The 12671-nt window shown below is 61.5% G+C and carries 10 protein-coding genes; 3 read left to right on the plus strand and 7 right to left on the minus strand.

The genetic code is table 11. The features are described from left to right. The first annotated feature begins 4 nt into the window (after positions 1-4). Together O0879_RS15660 and O0879_RS15665 are read left to right on the plus strand one after the other, a co-directional pair. Positions 5-1276: a DUF3426 domain-containing protein gene (locus tag O0879_RS15660; RefSeq protein ID WP_289917298.1), complete on the plus strand. Its 1272-nt coding sequence runs from the start codon at positions 5-7 to the stop codon at positions 1274-1276. 11 nt (positions 1277-1287) lie between these two features. Beyond that, complete coding sequence (locus O0879_RS15665) at positions 1288-2226, plus strand: carbohydrate kinase family protein (protein ID WP_099666521.1); 939 nt, start codon at positions 1288-1290, stop codon at positions 2224-2226. Between the two features lie 49 nt (positions 2227-2275). Here the strand turns inward: O0879_RS15665 and O0879_RS15670 are convergent, their stop codons facing one another. Next, the gene (locus O0879_RS15670; RefSeq protein ID WP_251350272.1) at positions 2276-2809 is read right to left on the minus strand and encodes a YggT family protein; all 534 of its coding nucleotides are present in this window, start codon (positions 2807-2809) and stop codon (positions 2276-2278) included. A 253-nt stretch (positions 2810-3062) separates the two neighbouring features. On the opposite strand from O0879_RS15670, the gene O0879_RS15675 reads away from it, so the two are divergent. Continuing rightward, positions 3063-4094 (plus strand): hypothetical protein, encoded by a 1032-nt coding sequence (locus O0879_RS15675; RefSeq protein WP_289917300.1) that lies wholly within the window; start codon positions 3063-3065, stop codon positions 4092-4094. An 835-nt stretch (positions 4095-4929) separates the two neighbouring features. Here the strand turns inward: O0879_RS15675 and O0879_RS15680 are convergent. The 6 genes from O0879_RS15680 to ccsA form a co-directional block, all read right to left on the minus strand. Further along, positions 4930-6081 (minus strand): ribonucleotide-diphosphate reductase subunit beta, encoded by a 1152-nt coding sequence (locus tag O0879_RS15680; protein WP_071322017.1) that lies wholly within the window; start codon positions 6079-6081, stop codon positions 4930-4932. Between the two features lie 118 nt (positions 6082-6199). Beyond that, positions 6200-9151, minus strand: coding sequence for a ribonucleoside-diphosphate reductase subunit alpha (locus tag O0879_RS15685; RefSeq protein WP_289917302.1), 2952 nt, complete (start codon positions 9149-9151; stop codon positions 6200-6202). 391 nt (positions 9152-9542) lie between these two features. After that, complete coding sequence (gene ampD / locus O0879_RS15690) at positions 9543-10154, minus strand: 1,6-anhydro-N-acetylmuramyl-L-alanine amidase AmpD (RefSeq protein WP_077408505.1); 612 nt, start codon at positions 10152-10154, stop codon at positions 9543-9545. Next, positions 10132-11211 carry a sigma-54 dependent transcriptional regulator gene (locus O0879_RS15695; RefSeq protein WP_354670188.1) on the minus strand — a complete coding sequence of 360 codons (1080 nt, stop codon included), beginning with the start codon at positions 11209-11211 and terminating at the stop codon, positions 10132-10134. Before O0879_RS15695 ends, ampD begins: the two co-directional genes overlap by 23 nt. Before the next feature lie 120 nt (positions 11212-11331). Continuing rightward, positions 11332-11592 carry a PP0621 family protein gene (locus O0879_RS15700; protein ID WP_077408507.1) on the minus strand — a complete coding sequence of 87 codons (261 nt, stop codon included), beginning with the start codon at positions 11590-11592 and terminating at the stop codon, positions 11332-11334. Then, the gene (gene ccsA / locus O0879_RS15705; RefSeq protein WP_077408508.1) at positions 11589-12392 is read right to left on the minus strand and encodes a cytochrome c biogenesis protein CcsA; all 804 of its coding nucleotides are present in this window, start codon (positions 12390-12392) and stop codon (positions 11589-11591) included. Before ccsA ends, O0879_RS15700 begins: the two co-directional genes overlap by 4 nt. Positions 12393-12671 lie beyond the last annotated feature (279 nt).

Consider the following 12671-nt stretch of genomic DNA (forward strand, 5'->3'; position numbering starts at 1 on the left):
AGCAATGGCCCTCGCCACCAAATGCCCCCATTGCAACACGATATTTCGGGTCGCTGCTGACCAGTTGAAGTTACGTGGGGGCATCGTGCGCTGTGGCACGTGCAGGGAAGTCTTTGACGGCAATGCCGCGCTGGTCGATCCAGCTGCGGCATCGCCGTTTTTAACATCCGGCCCCGGCACTGCCGCCCCCCTGTCGACCAGTTACCCGGTCGACAACAGCCGGCCATCCGCCACGGACGACGAACCCATTTATTCCCTCGACTTCGATACCTCGTTCGACCCGTTCGGCATCTTGCCGGAAACGGCGCAGCTCAAGGACGATGCAGACGATGGCGAGCACATCGAGCTGGACCTCGACGTGGCCCTGCCCGACGAGGCGCTGAACCACGTGCCGGCCGCCGCACCGCTCGAGATACCTGAAGCAACACCAGTAGAAACACCGGCAGAACTGCCCGAACCACCGTTGCCCCAGCCAATGGCGCCGTTCAAGCGCCGCCAGGTCGATGACGCCCCCGCCTTCGCCACGTATTTGCGCGATAGCCGCCGCGAACCGAACCTGGAAGCGGCGGCAGCCCCAGTGGCCCCGACATTGCCTGCCGCCGAAAAAGTCAACCTGGACAAGCCCCTGCCGGCGGCGCCTGCCGCAACCAGCCCCGCGCGCCGGGAACCCACGCTGGCCGACCCGCTGCCCGTCCCCCCCATTGCGCCGGATGCCGCCGAAGAGCAGCAAGAGCCCGTCCAGCCGCCGGCCGACGACGAGCCGGCCTTTGTGACCTTGGGCCGGCGCCGCGAACAGAGCGGCAAGGCCTTGCGCGTGGCCATGGCCCTCGGCTCGGTGGTACTGCTGCTATTATTATTACTGCAAGTGATGACCACTTTCCGCAATCCGCTGGCGGCGCAATTTCCCCAGTGGAAACCGACCCTGGTAGCGCTGTGCAAGCTCAGTGGCTGCCAAGTCGACTTGCCGGCGCAGATCGAGGCGCTGTCCATCGAGCAAGGCGAGTTGCAAACTTTGAAGGACCAAACCTTTTCCTACGTCTCGCTGCTGCGCAACCAGGGCCGCAGCGTGCAAGCCTGGCCCAGCATCGAACTGATCCTCAACGACGCCAACGACAAACCGGTCTTGCGCCGCGTAATCGCGCCGCGCGACTACCTGCCGGCCACGATCGACGTGAGCACGGGGTTTGCGCCGCGTTCGGAACAAGCCATCAAACTGTACTTTGCATTAGACCAGCTCACGGCGTCTGGCTACCATATCGCCATCTTTTACCCTTAACAGACACTATCATGACCAAAACATCGCTGATCTGCGGCTCGCTTGCCACCGACACCATCATGCAATTCCCCGGCCGCTTCGGCGAATCCCTGCTGGCCGACCAGTTGCACAAGGTAAACGTCTCCTTCCTCGTGCCAACCATGCGCACGGAGTTCGGCGGCTGCTCGGGCAACATCGCCTACAGCCTGAAAATGCTGGGCGGCGACCCGCGCATCGTCGGCGTCATGGGGCAAGATAGCGCCGCCTACCTGGAGCGTCTGCAAAAGCTGGGCATTTCCACCGCCAACATCCTGATCAAGGCCGACAGCTACAACGCGCAGTGCTTCGTCACGGCCGACGCGGACAATAACCAGATCAACGCCTTCCACCCGGGCGCCATGTCGTTTGCGCATGAAAACCCGATCGCCAATGCGGGGCCGGCCAAGGTGGCCATCATTTCGCCGGATGGCGACCAGGGCATGCTCAAGCACGCCGCAGACCTGGCCGAGCTGGGCATTCCCTTCATGTTCGACCCGGGCCAGCAGTTGCCACGCTTCAATGGCGAACAGTTGATCGACTTCATCAACAAAGCCACGTATGTGTCGGCCAACGACTATGAAATGGAGATGTTGATGGAACGCACGGGCCTGACCCTGCCGGACATCGCCAGCCGCCTGGAGGCGCTGATCGTCACGCGCGGCGAAAAAGGGTCGGAAATCTATACAGATGGCAAGCGCATCGACATTCCTGTCGTGGCCGCCAAGGAAGTGCTGGATCCGACCGGTTGCGGCGACGCCTACCGTGCTGGCTTGCTGTTCGGCATCACCAACGACCTGGGCTGGGAAACCAGCGGCCGCCTGGCCAGCCTGCTGGGCGCCATCAAGATCGCCACCCAGGGCGCGCAAAACCACGTATTTACGCCGGAAAGCATCGCCGACCAGTTCGAAGCGGCGTTCGGTTACCGCTATTAATATGTAGTCCGGTCGGCTTGTGCGCTAGCGCCAGGCCGACCTCCTCGTTTTACCTCAATACAATAATCATTCCCACCAGCACTTGCGCAATCTGCAGCAAGATCAACGCCACAAGCAAAGACAGGTCCAGGCTGCCGACCAGCGGCACGACCTTGCGGATCGGACGCAGCAGCGGCTCGTTCAGGGCCCGTACGAACGGCGCCAGCGGCGCATGCGGGTTGACCCAGCTGAAGATGGCTTCGATGATCAGCAAGGCCATGAAACCGTAGAGTATCCATTGCAGGAAGCGTTGCAGCGACTTGAGCAGTACCACCTCGACGGGATAGCCGGAAATAAACAGCACCGAGCTGGCCAGCAGCACGATCAGGAAGGCGCCGATCAGGCTGGCCCAGTCATACCCGCCCACGCCCGGCACCACGCGGCGCAGGGGACGCACCAGCCAGTCGGACAATTGAAACGTGAATTGCGCCACCGACGAGGGCGGCCGCACGCGCACCGCCTGCATCCAGAAGCGCAGCAGCAACACGCCGCCCAGCAAGGTGGCGATGGTATCAACGATCAATGTAAGGATAACGATCAGCACGACTAATTCTCCAAAAAAAAACCGCTGTGTGATTGAGTCACACAGCGGCGTGTTGCCTCATCCAGGCACCCGTATCGCAGGAATTACGATGGGCGGGTGCTGGTTGGGAATGGCCAGGCTGCAGCCGGTGCCAACACGGTTTTTGCTACAGGTGCGATAGGCGCCGATGGCTTGGCGACAGGAGCTGCCTTCTTCGGTGCGGCCTTTTTAGGCGCGGCCTTCTTGGCTGCTGGCTTGGCTGCCACGGCGGCTGGTGCCGCTGGAGCTGCTGCCGGCGCTGCGGCTGGTGCGGCTGCCACGACTGGCGCTGCAGCTGGCTTGGCGGCAGGTTTCGCTGCGGCTTTCGCTGCCGGCTTGGCGACTGGCTTGGCTGCAGCTTTTGCTGCTGGCTTCGCTGCTACCTTGGCTGCTGGCTTGGCTGCAGGTTTTGCTGCGACCTTGGCGGCAGGTTTCGCTGCTGCTTTGGCTGCCGGCTTGGCTGCGACTTTCGCTGCTGGCTTGGCTGCTACCTTGGCTGCTGGCTTCGCTGCCACCTTGGCCGCTGGCTTGGCTGCCGCTTTCGCTGCTGGCTTCGCTGCTACCTTGGCCGCTGGCTTGGCTGCAGCTTTTGCTGCTGGCTTCGCTACTGCCTTGGCTGCTGGCTTGGCTGCTGCTTTGGCCGCTGGCTTGGCTGCGGCTTTGGCGGCCGGCTTGGCTGCTGCCTTGGCGACGACTTTTTTCGCTGCTGGCTTGGCTGCCGCCTTGGCGGCCGGTTTCGCTGCTGCCTTGGCTGCAGGTTTCGCTGCCGCTTTTTTCACTGCTGGCTTGGCTGCTGCTTTTGCTGCTGGCTTGGCCGCTGGTTTCGCTGCGGCTTTCGCTACTGGCTTGGCAGCCACTTTTGCTGCAGGTTTCGCTGCTGCTTTGGCGGCCGGCTTCGCTGCTGCCTTGGCGACGACTTTTTTCGCTGCTGGCTTGGCTGCTGCCTTGGCTACAGGTTTCGCTGCAGCTTTTTTCACCGCTGGCTTGGCTGCTGCCTTGGCCGCTGGTTTTGCTGCGGCTTTTGCTGCTGGCTTGGCGGCCGGTTTGGCTGCGGCTTTTTTCGCGACTGGCTTGGCTGCTGCCTTGGCTGCAGGTTTCGCTGCGGCTTTCGCTGCCGGCTTGGCGGCCGGTTTTGCTGCTGCCTTGGCCGCTGGTTTCGCTGCGGCTTTCGCTACTGGCTTGGCAGCCACTTTTGCTGCAGGCTTGGCTGCGGCTTTGGCGACTGGTTTGGCGGCTGGTTTTGCTGCGGCTTTGGCAGCTGGTTTAGCGGCAACCGTCTTCGCTGCGGCTGCCGGCTTCTTCGCGGCAGGAGCAGCCTTGGCGGCTGGTTTCTTTACTTCTGATTTCTTAGCGGCTGTTGCCATTTGTCTCTCCTTCATCTGAGATGAGAAATTTAAGCTACAAGATTTAAACCCGTCCGACCCACCACAGGGATAGGCCAGGCGAATTATTCATCGGCACAAACGGTCGTTTGCGCTAATGAATTCGGCACCAGCTGAACTGCTGCAACTCCTCACGTTTGCAGCACTTCAGCCATCGTCGGTGCCACCCTGCTTTATCTCGCAGCTGGTGGCAAAGTCTGAATTCGGTCATTCGTTTTCGATGCCGTGCGTTTTTTCGCTCCTCGCATCGCGCTCGCCACAACACCCATCCGTCAAATAAAAAACCGCCATGCCTGAAAAAATTCGGGCACGGCGGCAGACGAAAACGGTGTGGTTTTGTGCATATCCGTGTAAATCTGTATCCCTGTTTTGCGAGGTTTTTTCGCTACCGCGCTGGTTAAAAAACCCCGCATTCTAACGCTCGCATTTGCAATCTCATAAAGTACACGAAAACCTTGTCAATGCGCAACCGGCACGACACGTTTTCGCCCGCTTTTTTGCACGTTACGCGTGCTATCGCACAATCGCGCGGCAAATGCCGCCGCCAGCGTCTCCGGAAATGATTTTTGGGGCCCGCGATGCGGCCATTCGCGGCAGCCGAAAATCCTAGTGCAAACCTCATCGCATGACGCGATGAGGCACGCATTTTTCCGCCGCCATGCAGGCGAAAAAAAAGCGCCGTCTCGATGACGGCGCTTTTGGGCGTTGACTGAAAAAGGGTTACTCCCAGTTCAGCGCACCACCGGTTTGGTACTCGGTCACGCGCGTTTCGAAGAAGTTACGTTCCTTCTTCATGTCGATCATTTCGCTCATCCACGGGAACGGATTTTCTTCCTGGGCGAACAGTGGCTCGATGCCGATCTGCTGCGCGCGGCGGTTGGCGATGAAGCGCAGGTAGCCCTTGAACATCGGCGCGTTCAGACCCAGCACGCCGCGCGGCATGGTGTCTTCCGCGTACGCGTATTCCAGTTCGACGGCTTTCATGAACAGGTCCTTGATCTCTTCGCGGAAGGCGGCCGTCCACAACTGCGGGTTTTCCATCTTGATCGTGTTGATCAAGTCGATGCCGAAATTGCAGTGCATCGATTCGTCGCGCAGGATGTACTGGTACTGCTCGGCCGCGCCCATCATCTTGTTCTGGCGGCCCAGCGCCAGGATCTGCGTGAAGCCGACGTAGAAGAACAGGCCTTCCATCAGGCAGGCAAAGACGATCAGGGATTTGAGCAGCTTCTGGTCATTTTCCACCGTGCCGGTGACAAACGCCGGGTCGGTCAGGGTGTTGATGAACGGAATCAGGAATTCATCCTTGTCGCGGATCGACTTGACTTCGTTGTAGGCGTTGAAGATCTCGCCTTCGTCCAGGCCCAGGGATTCGACGATGTACTGGTAGGCGTGCGTGTGGATCGCTTCCTCGAACGCCTGGCGCAGCAGGTACTGGCGGCATTCCGGCGCCGTGATGTGGCGGTAGGTACCCAGCACGATGTTGTTGGCGGCCAGCGAGTCGGCCGTCACGAAGAAGCCCAGGTTGCGCTTGACCAGGCGGCGCTCGTCGTCCGTCAGGCCGTTCGGGTTTTTCCACAGCTCGATATCGCGCTGCATGTTCACTTCCTGCGGCATCCAGTGGTTGGCGCAGCCGGCCAGGTATTTGTCCCACGCCCACTTGTACTTGAACGGCACCAGCTGGTTGACGTCCGTCTTGCCGTTGATGATGCGCTTGTCGTCGGCATTCACGCGGCGCGCGACTTGCTCGGCGTTCGCTTCGGACGGCTCGGCACCGGCCGGCAGGTTCAATTCGGTATTACCCAGTGGCGCTTGCTGCGCCGGACGCGGCGCAGCTGCCGACGTGGTTTCATCATCCCATGACAACGACATATTCTTCTTCCTTTCCATGCCGGCGAGCCGGCGATCCGCAACAGGCCCGTTGTATCGGACAATGCGGACATTGACAACATTGAATCAGCCCGACCGTGCCGGGCTGACAACTAAAATTTTACTGGCAGGCTTCGCATTCCTCAAAGCCATCGTCACCCGGACGCAGGTAGCAGGCTTCGCCATCGGCGTCGTCCGCTGCCGCTGCCACTACCGGCGCCACGGTCACTGCTGCTGCCGCCACGACCGCCGCCTGGGCGCTCTGCGCGCTGGCCGACATGCCGCCATCGACTGCCACGGCGTTCAGGGCGCCCGTCTTGGAGGTCGATTTCTCCATGTGGGTAGCGGCGATGGTACGCAGGTAGTAGGTGGTTTTCAGGCCACGCAGCCATGCCAGCTTGTAGGTCTCGTCCAGTTTCTTGCCCGATGCGCCAGCCATGTAGATGTTCAGCGACTGGGCCTGGTCGATCCACTTCTGGCGACGCGAAGCCGCTTCCACCAGCCAGCTTGGCGACACTTCAAAGGCGGTAGCGTAGATATCGCGCAGGTCTTGCGGGATGCGGTCGATCTTCACCAGCGAGCCGTCGAAGTACTTCAGGTCGGAGATCATGACTTCATCCCACAGGTCGCGCGCCTTCAGGTCGCGCACCAGGTAGCCGTTGATCTCGGTGAATTCGCCCGACAGGTTCGATTTCACGTACAGGTTCTGGAACGTCGGCTCGATACAGGCCGAGACGCCGATGATGTTCGAAATCGTCGCCGTCGGGGCGATCGCCACGCAGTTCGAGTTGCGCATGCCGAACTTGGCGATGCGTTCGCGCACCGGTGTCCAGTCCATGGCCGACGAGGAATCGACTTCCAGATAGCCGCCGCGCTCTTCAGCCAGCAGCTTGACCGAGTCCTGTGGCAGGATGCCGCGGTCCCACAGCGAACCGGCATACGATTCATAGCGGCCGCGCTCTTCGGCCAGTTCCGTCGACGCCAGGTAGGCGTAGTAGCAGACGGCTTCCATCGAGGTGTCGGCAAACGACACGGCGGCGTCCGAGGCGAACGGGATGCGCATCATGTGCAGGCAGTCCTGGAAGCCCATCACGCCCATGCCGACCGGACGGTGGCGCATGTTCGAATTGCGCGCCTTGTCGACGGCGTAGTAATTGATGTCGATGACGTTGTCGAGCATGCGCATGGCGGTGCGCACGGTCTTGGCCAGCTTGACGTGATCGAGCTTGCCTTCCTTCATGTGCGCCGGCATGTTCACGGAACCAAGGTTGCAGACGGCGATTTCATCGCTGCTGGTGTTCAGGGTGATTTCCGTGCACAGGTTCGAGCTGTGGACGACGCCAACGTGCGACTGCGGGCTGCGGATGTTGCAAGGGTCCTTGAACGTGATCCATGGGTGGCCCGTTTCAAACAGCATCGACAGCATCTTGCGCCACAGGTCCAGCGCGGCGATCTTCTTGAAGACGCGGATTTCGCCAGCGGCGGCCTTGGCTTCATAGCCCACGTAAGCCTGTTCAAAAGCCTTGCCGACCTTGTCGTGCAGATCTGGCGTGTCCGACGGCGAGAACAGGGTCCATTCGCCTTTTTCCATGACGCGCTTCATGAACATGTCGGGAATCCAGTTCGCCGTGTTCATGTCGTGCGTGCGGCGGCGGTCGTCGCCCGTGTTCTTGCGCAGGTCGAGGAATTCCTCGATATCCATGTGCCAGGTTTCCAGGTAGGCGCAGACGGCGCCCTTGCGCTTGCCGCCCTGGTTGACTGCCACGGCCGTGTCATTCACCACTTTCAGGAACGGCACCACGCCTTGCGACTTGCCGTTGGTGCCCTTGATGTGGGCGCCCAGGGCGCGCACTGGCGTCCAGTCGTTACCCAGGCCGCCGGCGAACTTGGCCAGCAGCGCGTTGTCCTTGATGGCGTCGTAGATGCCTTCCAGGTCATCCGAGACGGTGCTCAGGTAGCACGACGACAGCTGCGAGCGCAGGGTGCCCGAGTTGAACAGGGTCGGGGTCGAGCTCATGAAGTCGAACGAGGACAGCAGGCTGTAGAACTCGATGGCGCGCGCTTCGCGGTCCGCCTCGTTCAGCGCCAGGCCCATGGCCACGCGCATGTAGAACGCCTGCGGCATTTCGATGCGCACGTCCTGGATGTGCAGGAAGTAGCGGTCATACAGGGTTTGCAGGCCGATGTAGCCGAATTGCAAGTCGCGATCGGCCACGATAGCTTTGGCCAGGCGTTCCAGGTCGAAGCTGGCGAGTACCGGGTTCAGCAGCTCGGCGGCGATGCCCTTGGCGATGTATTGCGGGAAATACGTCAGGTATTCGGCGGCAGCGGCCGCTTGTGGCACTTCCTTGCCGAACACTTCCTTGCGCACCGTGTGCAGCAGGATGCGGGCCGTGACCTGGCTGTAGGCCGGGTCTTTTTCCATCAGCGCGCGCGCTGCCAGGATGGCCGACTTGTGCAGTTCTTCCACCGGCACGCCGTCATACAGGTTTTTCACCGTTTCAGCCAGGATGGCGTCGGCATCGACGTGCTTTTCCAGGCCGGCGCAGGCGGCATTGATCAGGTCGCGTACTTCCTGCATGTCCAGCAGGCGGCGCACGCCGTTGTCGGTCACGTTCAGTTGTGGTGCGGAAACTTGCGCGGACGCGCCTTGCGCTTCCTTCTGCAGGCGGCGCTCTTCCATGTGTTTGGCGCGGTACAGCACGTAGGCACGCGCCACGTCGTGCTCGCCCGAACGCATCAGCGACAGTTCCACCTGGTCTTGCACGTCTTCGATATGGAAGGTGCCGCCGCCCGGGTGGCGGCGCACCAGCGCAGCGACCACGCCGTCGGTCAATTGTTCCACCAGTTCGCGGATGCGTGCCGAGGCTGCGCCCTGGCCGCCGTTAACGGCCAAAAACGCCTTGGTCATGGCGATGGCGATCTTCGAAGGCTCAAATGCCACCACCGCGCCGTTGCGGCGGATGATGCGATAGTCGCCCAATGCCGCGCCCGTGCTCGCCACGCTGTTGGCCGCGCCTGGCGCTGGCGATACTGGCGTTGGATGGATGGAAATATCTTGTGGTGATTGCATTGAAGCTCCCGTTGTCAGCTAAAGTCAGCCTGCAGTTTTGCTGCCGCGTGTGTTGTTGAATAGAACGCCCGATGGTCAGGGTTTCTTCAGGTATTTGTTGCTAAATAGTAAATTAATAGTGCATAAAACAGCTCAGTATCCATCTCGCCACACCGCACTGCCCGGCTGGCGCAAAACACGATCAAGGGTGATAAACCGCCAGTTCCAGTGCTTTATCAGCAATCCGGGTAGCTTTGACAATAATTCTGAAAACGTCTGTGATGGCACTACATATAGTCTTTACATCCAACTTCTGCACTAATTGTAGTACCCATCGAAGGGCGATGCAATAGTTTTCCGGCATCCGTCGGCGTAATTTTTTGTATTTTCATATACGATTTCGGTTGACTTTTCAGGGCATGGCTGGGAAGCCCAATCCCCGCGAAGTAAGCGCTAACGCAGCTTGTCCGTTAAGGGTTTCCAGCCAGCATTCTTGATAAAAATGCCAGTCAAAAAACGGCCCCGGATCCGTCTTCCTGCCCGGCGCGATATGCTCGTGGCCGCGCACCTGGGACAGCCCGTAGCGCGCCACCAGCGCCGCCGTCAGCGCCGCCAGCACATGATATTGCCGCCGCTGGAACGGCACATCGTCCGCGCCTTCCATTTCGATACCGATGGAATAGCCATTGCACTGCGGGCGCCCTTCGAAGGCGGACGCGCCCGCATGCCAGGCACGTTGATCAGCAGAAACATATTGCAACAACGCACCATCGCGCCGCACAAAAAAGTGCGCCGACACCTGCAAGCCACGCAGGTCGGCGAAAGAAGGATCGGCATTATAATCTACCCGGCCCGTAAACAAGTCCGACACATGCGGCCCGCCAAAGCGGCCACCCGGCAAACTGATGTTATGGATCACCAGCAAATCGACTTGCGCACCGTCCGGGCGCGCATCGCAGTACGGCGAGTCATAGCGCAGCGCGCCGTCGCACCAGCCATCTTCATCTATCGTCCATGCGCTCATCAAGTAGGGCTTCCTGTATCGTCAATTTCTGCATGCGGTAACGCAACTGGCGCACGCTCAGGCCCAGCTGGCGCGCCGCCCGTGCGCGGTGGTAGCGCGCCTGCACCAGCGCCAGCATGATCATGTCGCGCTCGGCCTGGCGCAAATACACGTCCAGCGGCAAGACCTTGGCCACGCCATACGCCGCCATGCCGGGCAGACACTGTTGCCGCTCCGACACAGCCGGCATGGCCGACGCCACCCGCAAGGGCACGTTGCCCGCCGCGGAGGGCAAGGCCAGACCGTCAAGCGCGATCACGCCGCCATCGGCAAAGGCCAGCGCCCGTTCCAGTACGTTTTCCAGTTCGCGCACATTGCCGGGAAACGCATATGCGGCCAGGGCCGCCAGCACCGGCGGCGCCAGGCTCACGGACCGGTGCGGCGACAGGCGTGCGAGGATCACCTCACATAATACCTGCAGATCGCCGCGCCGTTCGCGCAGCGGCGGCAGCGCCAGCTCGATCACATTCAGGCGGTAAAACAGGTCCTGGCGAAACGTCCCGGCCGCCACGCCGCGCGTCAGGCCATGCTGGCTGGCGCACAGGATGCGCACGTCGACGGCTTCGTCAGTACTGCCGCCCAGCTTGCGCACGCGGTGCTCTTGCAGCACGCGCAACAGTTTCACCTGCATGGCCAGCGGCAGATCGTCGACTTCGTCGAGCAGCAAGCTGCCGCCGTGGGCCGCCTGGAACAAGCCCTGGCGCTCGTGCAGCGCGCCCGTATAGGCGCCCGGGCGGCAGCCGAAGAATTCCGCTTCCATCAGCGCTTCGGGAATGGCGCCGCAGTTGACGGCGATAAACGGAAAACTGGCGCGCGCGCCCTGCGCATGGATGGCGCGCGCCGCCAGTTCCTTGCCCGTGCCCGATTCGCCGCGGATGGCCACCGGCGCGCCGCAGCGGGCGATGCGGCCGATCTGCGCGCGCAGCGCCTGCATGGGCAGCGAGTTGCCGCTCAGTTGCGGCGCCGGCGGCCTACCGTCGGCGGTCGGCGGGATGGAACGGGGGCTGGGACGGGACATGGTGAGCGCGCCTTTCTGCAATGGCGGCGACGAACCGCCTGCTGCAGATGCTACGCCGGACGGATGCCGGAGGACGTTACGATACGGATGAGCAACGCACGCGCGCCTGCGGACCGCCCCTTACAACGTGGCGTGCGCGTGGCTGCAGTAGTCGTGGCCCTTGGCCTGCACGTTTTCCGAGGCCGGGTAGTACACGCCGCAATGGGCGCAGCACAGCATCAGTTCGGCATCCGGCAACTCCTGCGGCCGCACCGGCGGCGTAAACGGATTCGGCCGCTGCTGCTGTTGCGCGCGGGCCCGCTGCTGCATGCCACGGATCTTGCTGCGGATAGCGAACAGCACCAGGAACACCAGCGCCAGCCAGAATAAAACACGTGTCATGCGAATCCTCGGTGTAAAACCACTTCCAGTACAAAACGGCTGCCGACATAGGCCAGCAGCAAGGTGGCGAAACCGGCCAGGGTAAAACTCAGGGCCGTCTTGCCGCGCCAGCCGCGGAAGCGGCGGCCTGCCAGCAGCGAGGCAAACAGCAGCCACGACAGCATGGTAAACACGGATTTGTGATCCCAGTTGAGCGCCTTGCCAAACAATTGCTCGGAAAACACAATGCCCGACAGCACGGTCAGGCTGAGCAAAATAAACCCCAGGCCGATCATGCGGAACAGCAACTTTTCCATCGTCAGCAGGGCTGGCAGCTGGTCCAGCGCGCTGCCGATGAAGCCGCGGCTTTCGCTGCGCGTGTGCAAACGCGACTCCTGCAGCGCCATCAGCACGGCGTGAAAGGCGGCAATCGTCAAGGTGCTGTAGGCGAGCACGGCCACGGCAATATGCCAGCCGAAGACGGCCGACTTGCCTTCCATGCTGACCTGGCTGCCGGGGAAGGCCCAGGCCAGGCCAATGGCGAGGACGGCGCTGGGCATGACCATGCGGCGCAGTCCGTCCAGGCTGAAATTGCGGTTTTCTATCCAGTAGGCGCCTACCGAGACCCACAGCGCGGCCGACAGCATGGCGGAAAAACCGAAGCGCAAGGTGCCCGGCGCCATCAGGTCGAACCACAGGGTGGCGGCGTGCGCCAGCCAGGCGACGCCGGTCAGGCCGGCAATGAGCCGGGCACGGGACGAGGGAAGCACCGCGCACACCGCATACAACAGGGCGGCGATGAAAAAGAAATAGATCTGCATAGTTTAAGTTTACACCATAGCCGACAAGCGCGATTCAGGCGACAGCCCGGGTGACAGGCACGACGCCGCCATCCAATGCCGCAAGCCTGCCATGATATCGCGCCTGAGGCATGACGGGGTGGCGCACCCTCAAGATTTCGGCAATCTTTCCTGCGGCACACTGTCACCGCGCCGCGGGCACGTTGCCATCCTGATTAGCCAGTCCTATAATTATGTCCACAAAGCAATATTTATCCACCCTGACGCCACCGCCCCTCGCCATGTCTTTTCTAAAATTGT

Origin of the sequence: Janthinobacterium sp. SUN120, from assembly GCF_030397735.1 — a bacterium.
GTDB classification, from domain to species: Bacteria; Pseudomonadota; Gammaproteobacteria; order Burkholderiales; family Burkholderiaceae_D; genus Janthinobacterium; species Janthinobacterium kumbetense.